Origin of the sequence: Aeoliella sp. (assembly GCF_965227375.1) — a bacterium.
Taxonomy (GTDB): Bacteria; Planctomycetota; Planctomycetia; order Pirellulales; family Lacipirellulaceae; genus Aeoliella.
Genome location: NZ_CBDDFX010000001.1, coordinates 209248 through 229955, shown reverse-complemented (window position 1 = coordinate 229955; position 20708 = coordinate 209248). Strand labels below are relative to the sequence as shown.

The following is a 20708-nucleotide window of genomic DNA, read 5'->3' as shown; positions in this document are numbered from 1 at the left end:
ACTCCCCTTCGCAGCGGGTTTACTTCAGCGAGATCTTCACGGTGCGCCCCGACGTGTCGAAGTCGAGCTTCTCCTCCCGCGCCAGCCAGCCGATGGCGGCCATGGCCATGTCGCCCGATACTTCGACGTTCTTTTTCAGCGTCGTAGCGGTCTGGCCAGGCGTGTCGGCCAGCGCGGCCCACACCTGTCCAGCGGCGTGGCCAATCTCTTCGGCAGTGAGCGCCGGGGCCGACTTGGCCACGGCTTTCTTGGGAGCACTCTTTTTGGCAGCAGCCTTCTTCGGAGCGGTCTTCTTGGGGGCAGTCGAACTGGAGGCGGAGGCAGCTTTCTTCTTAGCCACGGCAGGATCCTCTCTCAAACGGTGGTGCAATGACGGGACACCTGTAGGCGGGGCGGCCGGAGCCGCGCGACGAGGTGTATGGTCGTTCGCTTTGCCCCAGAATGCAAGCGGGTGGAATGCCTATTTCGCGCTGGCCGACGAATCTCGCTCGGCCGCACGGGCGATGTTTCGCAACATGCCAGCGAACACCAGATTGTGCAGCGGATACAGGACATACCAGTACGCGAGCCCCAGAAAGCCGTGAGGGTCGAACACGGCGGTTTGGCGGATGATGCTCCCCCCGTTCTCCGGCTGCGTATCGACATCGAACTCCAGCCATGCTCGCCCAGGCACTTTCATTTCGGCCTTGAGCCGCAGCAATCGGTCCTGTTCGAAGCGTTCAACACGCCAGAAATCGAGGGCGTCGCCCACGCGTATGTCCACTGGATGTCGACGTCCACGGCGCACGCCGATGCCTCCGACCAACAGGTCGAGAAAGCCCCTTACTCGCCACAACCAACTGCCGTAATACCACCCCTGCTGTCCGCCGATACGCTGAATGGGAGCAAACGCCTGGGCCGCCGAAACCTCCACCGTGGCGGTGCGGGAATCGACGATGCGAGAACCGAACACCGCGCCGCCCCACTCTTGGGGCTCGCCACTGGAGCCGAGTGCATCGCTCCATCTGGTTAGTGCGAATTTGCGATCCTCGTTCGCCAAAGCTCGAGAGATCGCTGCTGGCAAATCCCGCGGCTCAATGTCAAACGCTTGGCCAGCGGAGTCGTCGGTGACCACGGTTGGATTCCGCAAACTGGAAACGAGCTTCTTGCCCACGCGAGCGTAGATTGGTGTCACCAACCCGAGCCATAAACTCGACAGGTAAGGCGTCAGCACCGGCACCGGAATCATCCACCGCCGAAGCCCGCGCTGCCGCGCGTATTCGCGCATGATGTCGCCGTACGAGACTTGCTGGGGACCGCCAATTTCGAAGACTCGCGATCCATCCGTCTCGACGGAAATGGCCGCGAGCAGGTACTCCAGAAGGTCTTCGATGGCGATCGGCTGCGCGCGGGCGCGCACCCACTTGGGGCAAATCATGATGGGCAGTCGCTCCACCAAGGCACGCACCAGTTCGTAGGACAAACTGCCGGAGCCGATGACAATCGACGCTCGTAGCTCGATCACTTCGGCCGACGAGCGGCACAAAATGCGTCCCACTTCTTGCCGACTGCGAAGATGCTTCGAGAGGTCGGGAGTCTCCTCCCCTAGCCCGCCCAGGTAGACGATGCGGCGCACCCCCGCGGCCGTGGCGGCCGCAGCAAAAATCTCTGCCGCCTGACGGTCTTCGGCTTCAAAGTCGCCCGAGGCACCCATCGAGTGGACGAGATAGATGGCCGTGTCGACGCCGCGCATCGGCTCGTCGAGCGATTCGCGGTCGAGCACATCGCCTGCAGCGATCTCGACACCGGAAGCCTCCTGCTCCGCCATCGCTTCCGGGCGACGGGTGAGGCAGCGGACGCGGTAACCTTGCTCGACGAGCCGCGGCAACAATCGGCCGCCGACGTAGCCGGTGGCTCCAGTGAGCAAGATCAAGGGAGAGGAGGCAGTTGAGTGCAAGCTGGCGGTCCCGAAGTTCGTTTCGCGTACGACCCCCCGCTATGTTGAGTCATCGAAACGCTAGGAACCACCCAAAAAAGTGACCAGCGAGCCAGATATTAAGCCTCTTCGATGGCTTCCTTCACCGGTTGCACGAAGTGCGGCGACTTGCCGCTGGCGCTGAGTTCCTTGGCCTTCTTTTCCGCCTCTTTTTTCTGGTTGAACTCGTAGAGTGCTACCCGCCGCAACGACTGGTTGAAGACTCCCCAGAACGCCTTGAGGCGCACCTCTTTGGCGGCTTTCGCACGGCTCTTCCGCTTGGTGGCCTTCTTCTTTTTCTTCTTGGTAGTATCCGCAGCCTCGGCCGCCTCAGCAGCTTCGATTTCGGCTCGTTTGTCTTTGCGGCTTACAACTTTACGCGCCATGGCGATTGCTTTCGATCGACGGAAGGGTGATTTGGCCCCGGGAAACCCTAATTTTAGCGGCCCGGGGCGCGAATGCCTACCGGGCTCGCCCGCAGGCGGCAACGAGAGGCCGAGCCGCACAAACCGCCCCTTAGATGCGGATTCCCAGCCGCGCCGCACGCGCTACCAGAGCGGGGCGGAAGTACACCATGGGATTGTTGTACAGCCGGCGACTCCGCTCGGCCTTCTGGCGTGCCCAGAAGTAGGTCGAGTCGACCAGCCTCAGCGGCAACTTTCCCTGCTCGACCAGTTCGACCACGTGGTGAATGAACGCCCGATCGGCGTCGGTCTTCACCCGCAGACCGACCAGCAGTCGCTCTTCGAGCACCGGCCCGCGCGGCACTGCGGCCTCCGATGGCCCAGCCGCTAGTATCGCCAGCGTCGCACCAATCATTGCCAATGTGCAGCCAGCACCAGCCAGGAGACGTCGTCGTGGCATTTTATCCAGGGCGTTCATTCGTACGCTTTTATTCGAAGAGGAGGGGAGCAAAGAAAACGCGGTACTTCTCGGCGAGAATTTGGCGTGTGACGCGTTTACCGCATGTCGCCCGAGGAGGCAAGATCAATCCCCGCACGGGGGAGCGGCACAAAGTTTGCTTCGATGCGTGATATCCCAATTCCCGACGAAATCGTTGGCGACCGTCCTTTTCCGAACTATGATTTTCCAGTAGGCTTCCACTCCCTCAGGTTGGTTGAATTCGACGCTGCGAGCGAAGAATTCATTTGACTGGGAAAGCGAACTCGCTAGAGTGCACCAGTGCCATTTAAGTTGATTGGCACCTGTGCCCGATAACCTTAGCTGCGATAAAACATCGACTGCCAGCGTGCAGTCGAATACCGAATCAAACTTTCCGGTCGACATTCCGTCGGGAGGACCTAAAATTTCGATTGACCCGAATCGATTACATGGCTGTGCGCAGCACCGTCCGATTCGCGTCTGTCTTCGAGCGACTCCACTCCGTCGCAATTGACCGGAAGTTTGTTATACGCCGCTTGCGGCCTCGTCCATCGGGCGAAGCCGCAGGCGGTTTTTTCGTGGCGCGTCACTCGACCCGATCGACGCACACGTTAGCCGCGACGCGGTGGTCGATCTGATGCGGGGCGCCGTCGAACTCCACGGTGCGGGCGCCATCGTCGTGCGACTTGGAGACCGAGCCCGACACGCCGATGGCGATGCCTGACTCGCTCAGCTCGCGCAAGAACGCTGGCGATTGGTCGAGCACGCGGACCACGCGAAAGTGTTGCCCTTCTGGCAGTTCGGCCAGGGGCACCGCGTCGGGGCGCTGGATGGCGCCATCGGCCGTGGGGATGGGATCGCCGTGCGGGTCGACCGTCGGGTGTCCCAAGTGCTCTTCGATGCGGTCCACCAGCCAGTCGCTCACCGCGTGCTCCATGTTCTCCGCTTCGTCGTGCACCTCGTCCCAGCTGAGCTCCAGCGTGCGGACCAGGAACAGTTCGATCAAGCGATGCCGCCGGATCACCCGCAGTGCGAGCGCCCGACCTGCCGGCGTGAGTTCCACTCCTTCGTAGGGGCGGTAGGTCGCCAGGCTTGCTTCGGCCAGGGTCTTCAACATGCTGGTCACCGTGCCGGGTGAAACGCCGAGCGCTTCGGCAATCTGGCCCGTGCTGACGGTTTTCCCACGGTCGGCGTCGGAGAGCTGAAAGATGGCTTTCAGATAGTTTTCGACGGTTAACGTCAAACTCGACACGGCGCGGCTCCTCGGTTGAACCCCCGGAACAATGGGCCGCCTTGTGATACGTGCCCTGGGAAAGGATAGTGTAACAGATTGGCTCGACGCCACGTGAACCGAGAAACATCGAAGAATGCAGCCCAATTCGCAGCCCTGGCGTGAGCTCTACCCGTTCGCATCGCACTGGTTTGGTGTGCCGAAGGGCCGCGTGCACTACGTGGACGAAGGCCCGCGAGACGCGCCGCCGCTGTTGTTCGTGCACGGCAACCCCACCTGGTCGTTTCATTGGCGGGCACTTATCGGGCCGCTGCAGCACAAGTATCGCACCGTGGCGATCGATCACCTGGGATGCGGCCTGAGCGACAAGCCGCAGGAGGCGATTCGCTTGGCGGATCACATCTCGCACCTGGTCGACCTGGTGGAGCACCTCGACCTGAAGGGCGTCACGCTGGTGGCCCAGGACTGGGGCGGCGCGATTGGCCTGGGAGCGATGCAACGCATGCCCGAGCGACTCGCGCGGATTGTGCTGTTCAACACCGGCGCGTTTCCCCCTTGGTACATTCCGCGGCGGATCGCATTGTGCCGAGTGCCGTTGTTCGGCCGGCTGGCAGTGCAGGGACTCAACGTGTTCACATTGGCCGCGCTGCGCATGACGCTTGCCCGACGCACCGTGCTCGAAACGCAAGTGGAGAATGGCTACCTCGACACCACTCGTGGCTGGCGCAACCGGCGGCAAACGTACGAGTTCGTAGCCGACATTCCCATGAAGACGAGCCATCCCACGTGGGAAACGCTGGCAAAGATCGATCGCCGATTGCCCCCCATGGCCGATCACCCGACGATGCTGGTGTGGGGAATGAAAGACTGGTGCTTCCGGCCCGATTGCCTCGAAAGGTTCGTAGACGCCTGGCCCGATGCCGAGGTGCATCGCCTGGACGATGTGGGCCATTGGGTGGTGGAAGACGCGCCGGACGACGCGTTGCGACTCACGGAAGCATTCCTCACGCGTACCGATTCGGAGAAACTCTGGTGACTCGCCCAACTCTCGAGCGACCAACGTCCCTGGGCGGCTGCGCGACGCTCGCCTGCCTGTGGGAAGCTACCGCATCGAAGCCGGGCAACGTCCACCGCGGTGCTGATTTTGAGGACATGACCTTCGTCGACTTTCTCGCCAGCGCCGCGGTCATCGGTCCAGTGATCGATCGTTGCCACGATTTGGGCCTCGGCGGCACCGTGCTCGAGGCGGTACAAGCGACGCGGCAGACGGTCGCCACCAACACCAATCTCGGCACACTGCTACTGATCGCGCCGCTGGCGCTCAGCAGTGGCGATTTGGGTGCGGCTTCTGAGATCATTCGCGACGCCACCGAGGACGATACAGGACAGATCTACCAAGCCATCCGCACCGCCCTGCCTGGTGGGATGGGCAAGGTGGACGAGGGCGATGTGTCCGCCGAGCCGGTGCACTCGCTGCTCGAGGCAATGCAACTAGCGGCCGAGCGCGACTTGGTGGCTCGGCAATACACCAACGGATTCGCCGAAGTCGCCGATGCGGTGGAGCACCTGCAGCACCACTTCGAATACAACGTGCCGCTGAACGACGCGATTGTCCTGACGCAACTGTTTCTGCTTTCGCGGCATGGCGACAGTCTCATCGCGCGGAAGCTGGGCGTCGAAGCCTCTCAGGACATCGCCAACCGTGCATCCAGCGTGCTGGCGGCTTACCAGCAGCATCGCGAGGACTATTTCCGGGCGGTGGCCGACTTCGACTTTTGGCTTCGCGCCGACGGGCATCGCCGCAACCCGGGCACCACGGCCGACCTGCTGGCGGCCGCGTTGTTTGTATTGTTGGTGCAGGATCGCCTAGACTGGCCGGTAACGTTTTACGGATCTCCCCCGTCCGAGTAGCGAACCAAAAAAAACCTTCACATGGACAACACCTATCGCGTCCGGCTCGACAAGAACGAATTCACGTTCTGCGCTGCGCACTTCATCACGTACGCAGGCGACATCTGCGAACCGCTGCACGGGCACAACTATGGCGTGAGCGCCGAGATCGTGGGTCCGTTGGACGAGAACCAGTACGTGGTCGACTTTATCGCCGCCCGCGATGCGCTACTCACGATCACCCGAGCGCTCGATCACCGCGTAATCTTGCCAACCAGCCATCCGACGATCCAAGTGAGACAGAGCGACGGCGAGATAACCGCCCACTTCGAGGAGCGACGTTGGGTGTTTCCGGCGAGCGACTGCGTGCTGCTGCCGGTGGCCAACACCACGGCCGAATTGTTGGCCCACTACATAGGCCAGCAGTTGCTAGCAAAGCTGGCGGAGCAGGGATTCACTCCTACGTCGCTGGAAGTGGCCGTGGACGAATGCCAGGGCCAACAGGGCGTCTGCCGCTGGGGTAGCTAACAATCGCCCACGGGCTGCAAATCCCGCCTAACCGGCAAATCCTCTCAAGCTGCCCGCGTTTTGGGGCCGATGTCACCACTATCGCGCGCCCTGCTGCGCGCTGGTCGCCAAGTGTTTCCCCCCGAGACCGTCCGCGATGTCCGACGTTCGCAAAGCTGCTGTAGTGTTGATGACCCTCCCGGAAGAGGAGGCAGCCGTCGTGTTGAGCAAGCTCAGCGCGAAGGAGGTGGAGCAGGTCTCGATTGAGATCGCCCGCACCAAACGCATCACGCCCATGGAGCAGGACGCGACGATACGCGAGTTCGCGAACACCAGCCCCACCTCCTCGACCGAAGGTGGTAGCCTCGACCTGGCGAAGAACCTGGTGAAGAAGGCGCTGGGCAGCGATGCGGGTCAGGCGCTCGACAACATCCGCCAAACCATCGAGGCGTTGCCGTTTGGCTTCTTGCGTACGGTCGATAGTCAAAACGTGCTGACCTACGTGATCGACGAACACCCGCAGACGATCGCGCTGATCATGTCGTACCTGCCGGCCACTTACGGCTCGGAAATCCTGGCCGGCTTGCCGCCCGATCGGCAGTTGCAGGTGGTTCGTCGGATGGCAACCATGAGCCAGACCAATCCCGAGATCATCCGCGAGGTGGAAAAAGGCCTCGAAGGGCGGATGTCGAACGTCGTGAGCCAAAGCTTCCAAAACGCTGGCGGTGTCGAGTCGGTGGCCGAGATGCTGAACGTGTCCGAACGGTCGACCGAACGAACCATCCTCGAGCAGTTGGCCGAGGAGGATCCCAACCTGGTCGAAGAGATCCGCCGACTGATGTTCGTGTTCGAGGACATCGCCAAGTTCTCGGGCAAGGACATCCAGACCATGCTCAAGCACATCGAAACTTCGCAATGGGCGCTGGCGCTCAAGGGCGCAAGCGAGGAGCTCAAGGACAAGGTGCTCAGCAACCTGTCGCAGCGCGCCGGCGACATGCTCCGCGAGGAAATGGAGTACATGGGCGCGGTGAAGATCTCGGCCGTCGAAGCCGAACAGCAACGCATCGTCGACATCGTCCGCAGTCTGGAAGACGCGGGCGAGATCGAGATCAATGCCACCGACGAAGAAGAGCAGTTGGTGCAGTAACCTCGGCGGTCTTGCGACTTCGGCTACTGCTTGGCCAGGGCCTGGTCGACGATTGCCTTCACCCGAGCCGTGACGTTGATTGGTTCGACGGACTCGGGAATGCCGGCCTCGTCTGCTGCGGTGGCCATGGCATGGAGCAGTCCCTGCAGTTCGTCGAATGGCAGTTGCTCGCGAAAGTGGCGCTGGCCCTGGTCGTCGACCTCAACCGTGAGGTTCTCGATGGCCTCGGCCGTTTGCTCGTCTACCTTGCCATGGATAAATGCGGCGGCGTATCGGCGGAGGGCCTGTTCGGCAGCGGCTTTGCCCTCCTCGGGCAATGACTTCTGCGTCGTGAATTTCTGCACCAACCCCCGAGTGAGAGAAGCCTCGAACATCACATCTCGCACGCGCTGAATCGCCTCCTCGCATTCTGCATAGTCGATCGACCTCTCCTGCGCCGCCGTGGCGAGTCGTCGAAGCTCGGCCTTCACGGCAACTCGCTCGGCCACGTGCAGTTGCTTGGAGTTCGCCTGGCTGTCGGCCGATTCGAAAGCATCGCGAAGATCCTTCGGCAGATACGGCAGCAAGAAGAACGAGGTGGCAAAGGCCGCGAGCAGCAGCGTAACCACCGGTATCACCGTCGCCCACAACCGGGGATTACTACGCAAGAGCCAGAAGAAGCCGCGTGGTTGTTCAGACTGCATGACCGAACGTCCGTGACAGGGGATCAGAGTGAATCAGCCAGCCTGGTTGCCTAGTCGCAACCTTGCTCTTTGAGCCAATGGGCGTCTGCAATGTCCTTGGGTCTCCCTGCTGATTCCTTGTTCTCGATCAGATGCTCCCTACCGATTACGTTCACATCACATCCATCGAAGTCGGATTTGCGTCTGTGCTCCCAAGCGGTCTCAAACTCCACGCCACTTATAGAGGTGATGATATCGATACGATTCGGCGGAACGCCGATCTGGTAAACAGTGTCGGGCAACGCGAAATCGGACTCCTTCAACATCCGCCGAGGAGCACCGAAAGCGACGATGGCATTCCAAACGCGTTTGGCGTTATCTGGCGTTGGACGCACCCAGATATCGATATCACCCGTCGCGCGAGGATTGCCATAGGCTGCCAAGGCGTAAGCGCCGACGATCATGTACTCAGCTTCCGCGTCGGATAACGCGGACAACATGTCTTTGTAGTCGTCGTTCAGATACATCTTCGCCCTTCATCGCCCAAGCGCGAACAGTAAGTGGCCACACCATGCCCATCAATTCGGCCATGGAGTAGCCTTTGAGATCGTCGTCGCTACCTTGCTGGGCGAGAGTCGTCTTGCGGACAGGATAGTCGCTGCGGTCTTTCATACCTCCATTATAGCCCATCGAAGCAACTAACTGAATGCGATCTTTCGCCCCGCCCGATCACACCAGCCCTCCCATCGACTGCAGGCCGATTGGCTCGCGGCAATGGAATGGCTCGCCGTACGCGACGCCGATGGTCTTGCCCCAGTAGCTGGCTTCGTCGCGGAGCTTCTCGATGAACGAGCCGTCGCGTCCGGTGATGAACTGGCTGTGATACGCGCGGATGCTGGCGAGCTTGGTCTCCCACTCGCTGGAGATGTCGAGCACGAAAGCAGGCTGAGCGGCCATTTTCAGGTGCACGCAGTAGTAGTTGTAAACTCGCTGCGGGTGATGGGGCTCGCCGGGGAGGTCGGTCTTGGTGAGCTTGGCCCAGAATCGTGCGTCGTCGACCAGCTTGGTGGCGGCCGTGTGATCGGGGTGAGCGTCGACCCAGTAGGGAGCAAACAACCATCGCGGCCGCGTATGACGAATCACGCCAGCCAGTCGCGCGCGATTCTCCAGCGTGGGCTCCAGGCTGCGATTCGGCAGGCCCAGGTTCTCGCGCCACTGGAGCCCCAGAATCTTGGTGGCCTCGGCCGTTTCGCGAGCGCGGATCTCAAGCGAGCCATGCGGCGTTGGTTCGCCGCTGGTGAGGTCGAGCACGCCGACGCGGTGGCCTTCAGCCTGCAGTCTCAGAATGGCCCCGCCCATACCGAGCTCGGCGTCGTCGGGGTGGGGGGCGATGACGAGAATGTCGAGCATGGTGGCGGAGTGACAGGCGGCGAGTGGCAACTGGTGGCTAAGCAAGCTAGCACTGGCCACTAGCCTGCCACTACGCCCATCTTCGCCGGGTTGGTGGGCAAAAGCAACTGCTCTGGACGCGCGTGGGCCGTTCTGGCAAACTCCCGCACCGCCCCAGTTTCACCCCCGATCTATCATGTTCCGAAAACGCCTAGTTCGACTCTCGGTGGCCGTGTGCTTGCTGCTCGCGAGCGGCTGTACATCGTGGAAGGTGCCGAAGCTCGACATGAATCGCCTGCGCGACCCGCGCGCGGTGGACATCGACAATCGCCTGACGGGTCCCGCAAACGTGGACTTCAAGGCAGAATAGGCCCGGCGGTCGTTTGCCTCTCGGCAGCTTGCACTCACTCCGCGTGCGACCTACAACCAGTGGTGCGCTGCTTCAGCTGGCCGCAAATTTCTTCACCGGATCAGGCAACTGGGACCCGACGAGCACCACTCGGGATTTGGAACATGGATTCTCAAGAGACCTATCAGCAGCTTTGCACCTACGTTCGCGAGTCGGCATTGCTCTCTTCGGCGGCCTCGGTGTTGGAATGGGAAGAGCAAACCTACATGCCACCGGCGGCAGGCGAGTACCGTGCCGAGCAGCTTTCGCTACTGGCGACCCTGACGCACGAACGCGAGACCGCGCCGCAAATGGGCGAGTGGCTCGACACACTGAGCGGGAGCGACCTGGCCACCGACACGACCCAACCCGCCTCGGCGGTGATTCGCGAGCTGCGTCGTAGCTACGACCGTCAGACAAAGCTCTCCAAGGAACTAGTCGCCGCGCTCGCCCGTGCAACCAGTCGCGGTCAGCAAGTGTGGACCGAAGCGCGGAAGGAGAACGACTTTGCCAAGTTCGCTCCCTACCTGGCGGAGATCATCAAGCTCAAACGCGAAGAAGCCGACGCGGTCGGTTACGACGACTGCCGATACGACGCGTTGTTGGACGACTACGAACCGCACGCCACCGCGGCCGAGGTGGGCCCAGTGCTCAAGTCGCTGGGCGAGGCGCTGGTGCCGATCGTGGCAGCCATTGGCGACAGCACGCATCAACCGAATACGGAGATCTTAGATCGCGACTACCCGATCGACGTCCAGACTGCTTTTGGCGAAGCGGCCGCCAAGCAGATGGGCTTCGACTTCCGCTCCGGGCGGATCGATGTCACCGCGCATCCCTTCTGCACGACGCTCGGCCCGCATGATGTTCGCCTCACAACACGGTTCGACAAGAGCGACATCCGCCCCGGCTTCTTGAGCATCCTGCACGAAGCAGGGCACGGGCTGTACGAGCAAGGTTTGCCTTCGGAAGAGTTCGGCCTGCCAAGCGCCCACTCGGTGTCGCTTGGTATTCACGAATCGCAGTCGCGGATGTGGGAGATCCTGGTGGGGCTCAGCCGCCCGTTCTGGAATCACTTCTATCCCAAACTGCAAGCGGCGTTTCCGCAGTCGCTCGCGGAAACACCGCTCGACGATTTCTACTTCGCGATGAACGAATCGAAGCCTTCGCTCATTCGCGTCGAAGCCGACGAAGCAACCTACAACCTGCACATCCTGATTCGTTTCGAGCTGGAGATGGCACTGTTGGCCGACGAGTTGGAGGTCGACGCACTGCCAGCCGCGTGGAACGAAAAGTACGAGCAGTACCTGGGCATCACTCCGCCGAGCGACGCGCTAGGTGTGATGCAGGACGTGCACTGGAGTGCGGGGCTGGTGGGCTACTTCCCCACCTACGCATTGGGCAACCTGTACGCGGCCCAGTTCTTCGCGCAAGCCCGCCAGGACCTGGGCGACTTGGACGCACAAATTGGTCGCGGCGAGTTCGCACCACTTCTGGATTGGCTGCGTACAAACATTCACCAGCACGGCCAGCGGTACACAGCCGCCGAGTTGGTAGAGCGGATAACCGGTCAGCCGCTATCGTCCGACGCGTTGCTAAGGCACCTTAAGGACAAGTTTGGCGGACTTTACCGGTTATAACGGCAACGAAATTGCCGAACCGTCGTTTTGCCGTGCCGCACAGAATGGTACACTCCCATGATGGGAGATTCCGAGCGCAGCAGCGATGCTGCGCCTTTGTGATCGGATCCCACGAGTATGGAGATTGCTGCCGCCATGGCCAAGTTGGCTCGATGCCCCGCCTGCTACACCGAATTGGAATTGCCCGCCGAAGTGGCTGATGGCGATAGCGCCGACGCGTGGGCGAAGTGCCCTGCGTGCGAGGAGTCGTTCCAGGTGGCCGACGCCAAACCGCGAGTGGTGAAGCAAGCACAACTTTCGAGCGGCCCCGTCGAGGCCAGGGACGAAGCCAAGACCGCGCCGACCGAGCCAGCAACCACAGAAACCGTCGCCGGCGGGTTAAACGAGTCGCTGCTCGACTCGTTCCTGCGAGACGGGCCCACGAGTGCGACGCAGCCAGACATACCCAAGCAGGACACCGAAGCCGAGGCGGACGCCACGAGCCTGCCAAGCTTGGGCGAACTGAAAAGCCTGGAAGACTTGTTTCGAGGCGGCAAGGAGCCAGCCGAATCGACAGCCACCGAAGAAACCGAAGCAGCGGAGAGCGATTTCGGTACCAAGGAGACCGTCGAGCTGGGGGAACCTTCGCCGGTCGATGATCGACGCCCCACGCTGGGACAGATGTTCGACGAGTCGAAAACTGAAACCAGCACCGCCGACTCGGGCAGCTACGACAGCGTGGAAGAAGCAGCCGAAGCGGCGCTCAAGGAACCAGAGACGTTAGAGCCAGAATCCGCAGAAGGTGCCGAGCAGGAAAACAAGAAGACCACCGGCGAGTTCGACGGGATGACGCTGCAGGACTTCGCTGCGCCGCAATTCGACGACGCTTCGACTGCCCCGGAAGAAGTCGCCGCCACGACAGACGACGCTCCGTCGTTCGATCAATTTACGGAGTCCTCTTTCGGCGAGCCGGCTGACCACTTGGACGAGTCGAAGAGCCTACGAGCCTCGATGGGTTTTCCAGCCACGGACGATCCACTGGAGGTGCAGGACGAACAGCGCGAACGGGTGGGCATTACTTTCGACGACGACGACGATCACGGCGAGTTGAGCTTCGCCCAAGTCGATGCGCCGCGCGGAGTGGTAGCGTCGCGGAAGAAAAAGTCGTCGTTCTCCTTGTTGCGCACAATGATCGGCGTCGTACTGGGTGGGATGTTTGGCCTGTACGCTGGTTACCTGGTTATCTTGTGGATCAAGGTGGACGATCCGCTGGATGCAGCGAGGCTGTACCCCGACGTGGTTAAACCACAAGCCCTGCGGAGCGCCGGCGCGGACGGTTCAGAAGTGTCGCTCGCCCAAGGCCCAGAGTTCTCCGAGGAAGAATCGACAGCTGTCGAAGATTCGGGCGGCATCGATCCGGTAACATACCAAGAGCCCGTCGATGAGCCGATGCCGTGGGAACAGCAACCTGCCGCGCCGGTGGCGCAAGAGACCGTGGCGCCGGTAATCCTCGATGCACCGCAATACACGGCTGCCCAGTTGCAGCAGTACACGGCGGCTGCCGAAGCAGCCGGACCGGCGCTGATCGCCGGTGGCGATATCGATCGCGCCAAAGGTAGTAGCTACGCAACCATCGCCAAACTGGCCGAAGCGCTGACGTTCGGCGAGGGCGCGGCGGACGCCAGTTGGAACTATTCCGCGCGGCAGGTGTTCCCGCCGCTGTTCGCGACCCAGCAGGCGCAAGGGCAGATCTCGCAGATCGCCGGGTTCTGGCTCACGTCGCCCAAACGCAGGCACGGCGGCATCTTTTTCTGCGGCACACCCGACGCTGGACGTCAGGCAGGTTCGGTGGCCGAGTACCAGTTCACCCTGCCCGGCGGGCAGTCGCTCACTGTGCTCACTCCCGAAACGCTGGCAGACAATGTCACCGGCGCGCGGACCGTGGCCGTGATAGGCAGCGTCGTCTACAAGCCAGCCGAACGCATCGAAGGCTACACCGGCGACGAAGCCGTGGTGATCTGGTCAGAGAACCTGCTACCTGCGGGCAACTAGCAACTTTGTTGGCCATCGTCTCCGCCAGCGCCACAGTCCCAGCACCGCAGCACCAGCCAGGAACATGGTCGAGGGCTCCGGCACAATCAGTTCGCCGCCGGTTGAGACCAGGGCGTACAACTTGCCGTCCTCCGCCTGCGTGCCGGCCACTTGCATCGTGCCCGTGAACAGGTCGGTCAGTGTGTTGTAGATGCCGGTGTTGCCTTCGCTGGTCCATCCCGCGAGTCCCAGCTCGAAACTCGGATTTTCCAGCGACGGTATCAAATTGCCTTGCAGGTCGCGCGCACGAATGTAATCGACCGCTAAACTACTGATCGCGCCCCGATCGACCGAGTCGGCGACCAGTATCTCCAGAGCGTACGTCTGCCCCCCTTGGGGAATCGAGAGGAACCCCGTTCGCCAACCAGTTCCGCCATGCAGGTGGTATCCATCGTACATCAGACCGATTCCACCGGCTGGGGCTTGGGAGAGGTCCGTGATACCAAACGACGCGGCGTCGAGCGGAATGAAGTCGCCCATGTAGCCATCAGGCGTGGGATCGACCGCCCAGCCTTGCTCGTCCACGATCGAGTTATCGGTGGGGTCGAGCAGCCGCACGGCGAACACGTCCTCGGCAGCGCCCAGAAACTCGCTGGTAAACGCCTGCCAGCGAAACTCGATCCGCCCGCCACTGGTCGGACCTGTGAATTCCTGTCGAATGGCGGAGTACTCGGTCTCGTCCGCGTCGCTGTTATCGAGATTGGTCCCCGGCGGCAGCAACACGGGTCGTCCGGCAAACGCGGTTTGACAGCAAAGCAGCGCAGCGGCAAGCGCAATCAGATTCGTAAATCGCACGTTCAATACCTCCCCAGATGGCTGTAGCGCGCACAAGAAAGCCGTCCAGAAGAGACCGCAGGCGACGTTAATTCGTCGAACCCGGTTTCTACGAGACGGCTTTCAGTAGCGACACCCTGTTAGAATTGCTCAAGCTTCATCGAGTGTAAGGGGATTTTGAATATCGTGCAAGTAAATCGCGACCACCCGAAACCGTTGGTGTGGCGAGTGCAATCAGCGCGTCTAGACAGCAAGCTTGCGTCGACCGGGCCCTCGTTCTTTGTTCCGCGACGGCATTGTAGCGGTCGCAAGGATTGCGTGGCTTGTGCCGTGCTCGGCTGCTGTAGGCTCCCGCAACAGCCGATACTAGAGTGCGGACCGTCGGCGGGTGGAGATGCGCGGCGGTACGCCCATTTCTCACCTCATACAACGGTCGCGGCATGGAACGCCATCTGACATTCAATCGTGGTTTCGTACTGGCGGTCGTCCTTTTCGCCAGCCCATCAGCGTGCCTTGGCCAGTTGTTTGAGTTCTGCGACGACTTCACCAAGCCCTACTGCTGTCAGCGCGATCCCTTTGAGGAGCGAATCGAGACGGAGCGTCACGACTTCACCCAGTCGGCCGTGACCGTCGGCCGCGGAATCCTGCAAGTAGAAGCGGGATACTCGTACTTTTACCACGACACCGAGGAAGAGACTGAATCCGCTCATACCACGCCGGAGTTGATGCTTCGCTGGGGCATCACAGAAGACATTGAGTTTCGCGTTCGGTGGAACCACGTGTGGGTGTTTGCCGAGGACGAAGACGACCGCATTGGTTCCGAGGACATTCGGTACGCACTGAAACTCCAGATGACCCGGCAGACGTGTGACGGGCTGCTGCCAACCAGTGCCCTGGAGGTCCGAGGCTCCGCGCCCACAGGCGGCGAGGCATTCACGACTGGCAGAGCCGAATTCGATATCGACTACATCTACCAGTGGGAACTCCGCGAAGGGCTGACGATTGCCGGGTCGACGGGGATTGGCTCCGATGGATTCGGCGACTTCGGACTCATTCCCGATGAACCGACGAACGAGTATTTCATCATGCTCACTCAGTCAGCGGTTCTGGGTGTCGAGCTCACCGAAGAGAACACCATGTACGCGGAGTGGTATGGTATCTTCTCCGACGGTCTGGCGGACGAGTTCGTGATCTCCGTCTTCAACATCGGCATCGACCACTACATCAACGACGACTTCGTCGTCGACTTCCGTATCGGCGTAGGTCTCTCGGAAGACTCCGACGACTTCTTCACCGGCGTTGGCGGCGGCTATCGATTCTAGGGGGGCGCGCGGTGCTCGCCATGCTTTGGGTGGAGCTCACTCCGCCGGCTTGGCCGCGGGCGGCGTCCAATTCCCTTCAATGATTTCCCAGCCCGGTAGGTAGCAGCGGACCAGATAATTCCAGCCGTCGGTGATCGGCAGGTAATTGTCTGAGTTCGGGTCGCCGCCGAAGTGGATAGTCACGCTGCCGTCGGGATTGGGCTTGGAAGTGATGCTATTGAACGAGTAGGCGTTGAGGTCGTTGGGCGTGAAGAAGCCGTCTTTGTTGTAGACCGTGACCGACCAGAACGCCTCAACTGGCACGCCCTTGGGCATGGTGAGCGTGTAGGCAGTTTTGCCGTCATTCTTCTCGGGCGTGATGGCAAAGTACATCGCGCCGCGCTGCGGATTGCCTCCCCAGCCGGCCGCGCAGCCCATCAGGTGCTGGATGGGATCGACCTCGCCGCGACGACCAAAAGCGTTGCCGAAGTCGCCCATCGCCATGGCAAGCGCGCCAAGTTGCTTTCGTGTTTCGACCAGCGACTCCTGGTCCCAGTCAGGCAGCTCCAGCTTGCCTGGCGAAGCCTGCTTCACTACGATTGCGTCTTGCAACGCATGTGCCTTCTTCATGTCTTCCGGGCTGTTCGGATCGGCAAACGTCCGCACCAGCACCATGGCATAGCGTGTGCCAATCGAGTCGATGGAGAGCGTTACCTCGCCCGATCCGTTCTTGAGGACCGGATTGTATTCGTCCTGGTCGATGATCAGCAACGACTGGAACCTGCCTTCGCGTTCTGGCATCGTGATCGTCACTGGAGACACCAGGTCGTACACACCCATCGAGTAAAGCGTATCGCGATTGCCACGGATCGTCGTCTGATGCTCCACAGAATAAGGCTCGCGCATGTGCGCGAGTTTGCCGATGCCGCCGGCTTTGGTAGCGTAGTCATTGAACTGCCGGTCGGTCTCCGCCCGCATGTAGTTCAACACATTGACCGGCTCACCACCCTGAGCGGCAGTTGGCAAGAAGCAAAGAACCAATGTTGCAGCTACTCGGGACGAGGTGTTCATGAGAGGCTCCATGTTAAGCACGGTTTTTTGAAGACGAGACACTTGATCTGGTAGTATAGCATGAGCCCCGGTAAAGCCGAGACCTACAGCCCCTAGAGGGAACCTGATGGACGGCAGCGCTGCTGCCAGGATAGAATCGGGGCTTGCCACGCTAGAATCTCTCCCTGATCAACTTCCGTACGCAAGGCAACGCTAATGAGGTCCCCACGATTTGCTCCCTTCGCGTTTGCCTGTGCAGCGCTCGTCTTTTATCCCGCAGCGACGAAGGCCCTGGAACCACCAAATGGCGAAACAGTTGTTATTGGCTCCGCGGGCGAGGTAATTCGTCTGCGTTCGGACTTCATCGCTCCGGGCGACCAACGCTCGTTTCCTTCAATCGTGGGCACGCTTGAGAACGAATTGCTGTTCTCCGCTCGGAACTATGGCTCGGCAATCGACCCGTCGCTTTGGACCGTCACGGGCGATGTCGTATCGCCAGTCGCCATTGCCAATAATCAACCGCTTGAGCCGATCGTCTACCAGCCTTCGGCAGCATACGCTGGCAAACTCTACTTCAACTCGGGTAGTCGTCTCAGCACTCGACAGGCGTGGCAATACGATGGCAGTGTGGCCGAGCCCGCAACTGATCTGGGGCTCTCCTGGTTCCAGGACACGATCGAGTTCCAAGGCAAGCTTTACCTCGAACGATACTACACGTCTCAGGAGGTATTGGTCTTCGACGGCTCCCAAGCCCAAGGCATCACACTGCCAGCAGGACTGCGAGAGGTTGAGTTTCTCTATGCCGACGATCAGAGGATGCTCTTGTCGGCACGCGATTCAACCTACGGCAACGAACTTTGGCAATACGACGGCGACCAGTTCGAGCACCTACTTGACCTGAATCCCGGCACCGACTCGGCGTACTACAGCGATATCGTCGCCTTCGACGGCGCGCTCTATTTCACCGCTTCGGTGGATGGAATCCCAAACCTGTGGCGACTGGAACAGGACGGGGCTACCCAACTTTCTCCGACGGGTGTTAGCGCGACGTCGCTCACCGTTTACGACGGGGAGTTGTACTTTGTGAGTGGAATCGAATCAGGCACTTCGCTCTGGCGTTTGGATGGGGATTCGGTCGAAGAAGTCTGGCGTGCCCATGCCGAAGGCTTCGGGTTCGTCAGCAATCTCACCGTGTTCAACGGGCTACTTTACTCCTTGAGCAACGATGCTGTGCACGGCGAAGAGATCTGGGCGTGGGACGGTCAAGCGGCCCGACTGGTTGCCGATCTGAACGCTGGACCTGCAGGCATCATGGGGGGCGACCCTTTTGACCTGCAGATGACACAACTCGGCAATCAGTTGTTTTTCATTCCTGGCACCGGAGCCGTGGGAGGGGAGCTTTGGTCGCTGACGCCCGTGCCGGAGCCAAGTGCGGTGTGGCTGGGGATCTTAGGACTGACCGCGGCAGTTGCCGGCCGCCAAGGTATCAAGCAAGCGGGGCAAGCTGCTTGAGGATTTCGACCGAATCGTCGGCCGCCTTGGCCGGCGTGAGGGCCGTGTCGGCGATGCCGGAGACCACCTTCGTGATGTTGTGGTCGGTCTCGCCCGGTTGGGCCCAGGTGCTCACCGACGCGGCGGTGATGTAGACCGAGAACGCATGGTGCCCCGAGCCGGGCCGCTCGCCAATCACGTGCAACACCGCCCGACGGCTATCGGCCTGTGGCAGCGCCCCGAACAGTTCCTCGCCAACCCGGTACCCCAGCCGCACGCGCCCGCTACGCGCCACCACGTGCTCCGGCGCGACCTTGTAGCCAGCTTCCGCCAGCGCGCCGCGGACACTCTCGAGGTAGGGCGCAAGATGCCCCTCGTCGGTGATCGCCAGCGCGTTCAGCCCATCCGACACCACGATCTGCACGTCGTACGCGCCAGCGTGCAAATCGCGTAGTTGCTGAATCTTCTGTAGCGAGACTTCGTCCAGCACCTCGCCGGTGGGCGGATGCAGAATGTAGTCCCGACGGTCCTCGGACTGCGAGCAGACGCTCACCGCGTGCGCTACGGCAAACGCCTTCGGCAGTTCGGCCCAGATACACTGCTTCGAGTCCTGGTACAGCTGGCGTAGGCGGCGATCGAGTTGTGGCTCGAGATCCCAAGGATTCGCGCCATGGCCTACGGCTAGCGGCACACCGCGGGCGCGGACTTCGTCCATCTGACCACGGGCTTCGGTGAGGATCTCGCCGTCGGAGCGCGTGTCACCTTTCCGGCGCCGGTACTGCAAGTAGACCCACGCGGGTTGGCCAAAGTGTTCGGTCGGTTGCCCCTGGTCGTCAATCACGCCGAGTTGCTGGAAGAACTGCCACATTGCGTCGTTCACCTTGTAGCCGAACTTCTCGCGGACGCGAACGTGGTCCTGAAATCCGGTGGTCAGGTAGCTGAGCATCGGATCGTTCTTGGTCGGCAGCGCCATCAGATAGGCGGGGCAGGCGGGCATGATCTGGTCGATGCACCAATCGAGGTCGTCGAGGTCGACCTCCATGTGCAGCGTCGAGCAGACATCGAGCCCGATCGTCAGCCCGTGCAGTTTGCCCATCACGATGTCTTCCAGGCAGCAGCGGACGAGTTGCTCGCGGTTGCGGAAGATCTCCGGACCGATGAACCCCGCCACGTCGTTCACATGCACCCAAGGCTCTGGCGCCCGACCAGCGGTTTGCTGCGCGCGGGCGACTTCGCGCTTCAGGGCACGTGCGAAGCCGTACTTGCGCGACTCGTGCATCACCATGTCGAATCCCTTGCCGTGCCCGTTCGTGGCATCGGCGCCTTGGCCGGTTTCGAAGTACATGCCGTACTTGCCGGTGCGCGCCCGTGCGTGCCGCACCATCTTCTCGACGCTGATGTCGAAGATGTGGTTGGCGTCCTCCACGCCGGCTAAGCTTTGGAACCACTCGCCGGTGGTGCCGGGCAGTTGCTCTTCGACTGCCGCCTGCACGTCGACGTGAGCCAACACGCAGTGCGGCAGCACGTCCTCGAGCCCAAACGTCTGCAGGATGTCGGCGAGCGTCTGCTCGACCGCGGCGACCGACTGCACTTCGCTCGAGACGGGGTTCGTGCCGAGCACGACGTCGCCGACCGCAAACGAGAACCCGTTCAGCACCTGCCAGCGAATGTCGTCCACGTTGTCGGTGGGTGAGTTCGGCTGAATCCGCGCGCCCATGTACCCGCGAGCGCCGATCTGCGTGCCGGGCAGCGGGTTGAACACCTTCGCACCGACTTCGATCAGCTCTTCACCCGTCATCAGCTTCACCACGCAGGCGATGGTGTCGCTCGACAAGCCGGGCATGATCCGCTTGATGTCTGCTTCGTCGGACTGCAGCAAAAAGGCGCGCAGTTGACCTACGGTCCAGTCGGCCACCTGTCGTGCAGCATCCGTGTCGACCGACTGCCCGATGTACTTGTACAGATCATCCTCGAACACGGGATGCGACTCGAGGTCGGCGATGCGGGTGTTCGCCAATAGCGCTCTGGCGCTGGTGCGCGACGCCTGGTCGGCGGCCGAGATGCCTAGCGACTCGTCGCCCTCCTTGAATTCGTTGCACGCGCCGAGCAATTGCCGGTAGAGCGTGGCGTCGAACTCCCCGCCGGTGCGCTCGATGTATGCGAACAGGTCTTCGGTGTCGGACCCCAAATCGACCTCAACACCGTTGGGAACTGTGGCAGCAATCACCTTCTTGCCTCCTCTACCAAACACCAGGGCCAACGTTCCACCGAGCGTACCGATCAGACAACTCCGCCGCGAGACCGTTACTGGCTTCGGGAGCATAAGACAAGACCT

Annotated in this window: 20 protein-coding genes; 9 read left to right on the top strand and 11 right to left on the bottom strand. The window is 61.4% G+C overall.

The window, feature by feature from the left end; translation table 11 throughout:
- Positions 1–19 precede the first annotated feature (19 nt).
- The 5 genes from ACQK2L_RS01070 to ACQK2L_RS01050 all read right to left on the bottom strand — a co-directional run bounded on the left by ACQK2L_RS01070 (position 20) and on the right by ACQK2L_RS01050 (position 4088).
- Positions 20–340, bottom strand: a complete 321-nt coding sequence (locus ACQK2L_RS01070) for a winged helix-turn-helix domain-containing protein (protein ID WP_425395083.1) — start codon at positions 338–340, stop codon at positions 20–22.
- Positions 341–460: 120 nt separating this feature from the next.
- Complete coding sequence (locus tag ACQK2L_RS01065; RefSeq protein ID WP_425395082.1) at positions 461–1912, bottom strand: SDR family oxidoreductase; 1452 nt, start codon at positions 1910–1912, stop codon at positions 461–463.
- 122 nt (positions 1913–2034) lie between these two features.
- Entirely contained in the window at positions 2035–2340 is a 306-nt protein-coding gene (locus tag ACQK2L_RS01060; protein ID WP_425395081.1) for a hypothetical protein, read from the bottom strand.
- 130 nt (positions 2341–2470) lie between these two features.
- Positions 2471–2818, bottom strand: coding sequence for a hypothetical protein (locus ACQK2L_RS01055; protein ID WP_425395080.1), 348 nt, complete (start codon positions 2816–2818; stop codon positions 2471–2473).
- 604 nt (positions 2819–3422) lie between these two features.
- Entirely contained in the window at positions 3423–4088 is a 666-nt protein-coding gene (locus ACQK2L_RS01050) for a metal-dependent transcriptional regulator (RefSeq protein ID WP_425395079.1), read from the bottom strand.
- Positions 4089–4203: 115 nt separating this feature from the next.
- Between ACQK2L_RS01050 and ACQK2L_RS01045 the strand changes: the two genes are divergently transcribed.
- The 4 genes from ACQK2L_RS01045 (at position 4204) to fliG (ending at position 7611) form a co-directional block, all read left to right on the top strand.
- Positions 4204–5103, top strand: a complete 900-nt coding sequence (locus ACQK2L_RS01045; RefSeq protein ID WP_425395078.1) for an alpha/beta fold hydrolase — start codon at positions 4204–4206, stop codon at positions 5101–5103.
- Positions 5100–5978 (top strand): triphosphoribosyl-dephospho-CoA synthase, encoded by an 879-nt coding sequence (locus ACQK2L_RS01040; protein WP_425395077.1) that lies wholly within the window; start codon positions 5100–5102, stop codon positions 5976–5978. The genes ACQK2L_RS01045 and ACQK2L_RS01040 overlap by 4 nt, the downstream gene beginning before the upstream one ends.
- Positions 5979–5999: 21 nt before the next feature.
- A complete protein-coding gene (locus ACQK2L_RS01035; RefSeq protein WP_425395076.1) occupies positions 6000–6485 on the top strand; it encodes a 6-pyruvoyl trahydropterin synthase family protein in 486 nt (161 codons plus the stop codon).
- Positions 6486–6621: 136 nt separating this feature from the next.
- Positions 6622–7611 (top strand): flagellar motor switch protein FliG, encoded by a 990-nt coding sequence (fliG, locus tag ACQK2L_RS01030; protein WP_425395075.1) that lies wholly within the window; start codon positions 6622–6624, stop codon positions 7609–7611.
- A 23-nt stretch (positions 7612–7634) separates the two neighbouring features.
- Here fliG and ACQK2L_RS01025 read toward each other — a convergent pair whose 3' ends face one another.
- The 3 genes from ACQK2L_RS01025 to bshB1 form a co-directional block, all read right to left on the bottom strand.
- Entirely contained in the window at positions 7635–8294 is a 660-nt protein-coding gene (locus ACQK2L_RS01025; protein ID WP_425395074.1) for a hypothetical protein, read from the bottom strand.
- A gap of 50 nt (positions 8295–8344) precedes the next feature.
- Positions 8345–8800, bottom strand: a complete 456-nt coding sequence (locus ACQK2L_RS01020; protein WP_425395073.1) for a hypothetical protein — start codon at positions 8798–8800, stop codon at positions 8345–8347.
- Between the two features lie 202 nt (positions 8801–9002).
- Positions 9003–9683 carry a bacillithiol biosynthesis deacetylase BshB1 gene (gene bshB1, locus ACQK2L_RS01015; protein ID WP_425395072.1) on the bottom strand — a complete coding sequence of 227 codons (681 nt, stop codon included), beginning with the start codon at positions 9681–9683 and terminating at the stop codon, positions 9003–9005.
- 175 nt (positions 9684–9858) lie between these two features.
- On the opposite strand from bshB1, the gene ACQK2L_RS01010 reads away from it, so the two are divergent.
- From ACQK2L_RS01010 to ACQK2L_RS01000, 3 genes are all read left to right on the top strand, one after another.
- The gene (locus ACQK2L_RS01010) at positions 9859–10032 is read left to right on the top strand and encodes a hypothetical protein (RefSeq protein WP_425395071.1); all 174 of its coding nucleotides are present in this window, start codon (positions 9859–9861) and stop codon (positions 10030–10032) included.
- Positions 10033–10175: 143 nt separating this feature from the next.
- Complete coding sequence (locus tag ACQK2L_RS01005; RefSeq protein ID WP_425395070.1) at positions 10176–11687, top strand: carboxypeptidase M32; 1512 nt, start codon at positions 10176–10178, stop codon at positions 11685–11687.
- 117 nt (positions 11688–11804) lie between these two features.
- Positions 11805–13718 carry a hypothetical protein gene (locus ACQK2L_RS01000; RefSeq protein ID WP_425395069.1) on the top strand — a complete coding sequence of 638 codons (1914 nt, stop codon included), beginning with the start codon at positions 11805–11807 and terminating at the stop codon, positions 13716–13718.
- Here ACQK2L_RS01000 and ACQK2L_RS00995 read toward each other — a convergent pair.
- Complete coding sequence (locus ACQK2L_RS00995) at positions 13701–14552, bottom strand: PEP-CTERM sorting domain-containing protein (RefSeq protein WP_425395068.1); 852 nt, start codon at positions 14550–14552, stop codon at positions 13701–13703. The two genes, ACQK2L_RS01000 and ACQK2L_RS00995, sit on opposite strands and share 18 nt — an antisense overlap.
- Before the next feature lie 419 nt (positions 14553–14971).
- Here ACQK2L_RS00995 and ACQK2L_RS00990 point away from each other — a divergent pair, with 419 nt between their 5' ends.
- The gene (locus tag ACQK2L_RS00990; protein WP_425395067.1) at positions 14972–15853 is read left to right on the top strand and encodes a transporter; all 882 of its coding nucleotides are present in this window, start codon (positions 14972–14974) and stop codon (positions 15851–15853) included.
- A gap of 36 nt (positions 15854–15889) precedes the next feature.
- On the opposite strand, the gene ACQK2L_RS00985 is transcribed toward ACQK2L_RS00990, so the two are convergent.
- Complete coding sequence (locus tag ACQK2L_RS00985) at positions 15890–16903, bottom strand: DUF1214 domain-containing protein (RefSeq protein ID WP_425395066.1); 1014 nt, start codon at positions 16901–16903, stop codon at positions 15890–15892.
- A gap of 195 nt (positions 16904–17098) precedes the next feature.
- On the opposite strand from ACQK2L_RS00985, the gene ACQK2L_RS00980 reads away from it, so the two are divergent.
- The gene (locus ACQK2L_RS00980) at positions 17099–18394 is read left to right on the top strand and encodes a hypothetical protein (RefSeq protein WP_425395065.1); all 1296 of its coding nucleotides are present in this window, start codon (positions 17099–17101) and stop codon (positions 18392–18394) included.
- On the opposite strand, the gene eutB is transcribed toward ACQK2L_RS00980, so the two are convergent.
- Positions 18369–20696, bottom strand: coding sequence for an ethanolamine ammonia-lyase subunit EutB (eutB, locus tag ACQK2L_RS00975; protein WP_425395064.1), 2328 nt, complete (start codon positions 20694–20696; stop codon positions 18369–18371). The two genes, ACQK2L_RS00980 and eutB, sit on opposite strands and share 26 nt — an antisense overlap.
- Positions 20697–20708 lie beyond the last annotated feature (12 nt).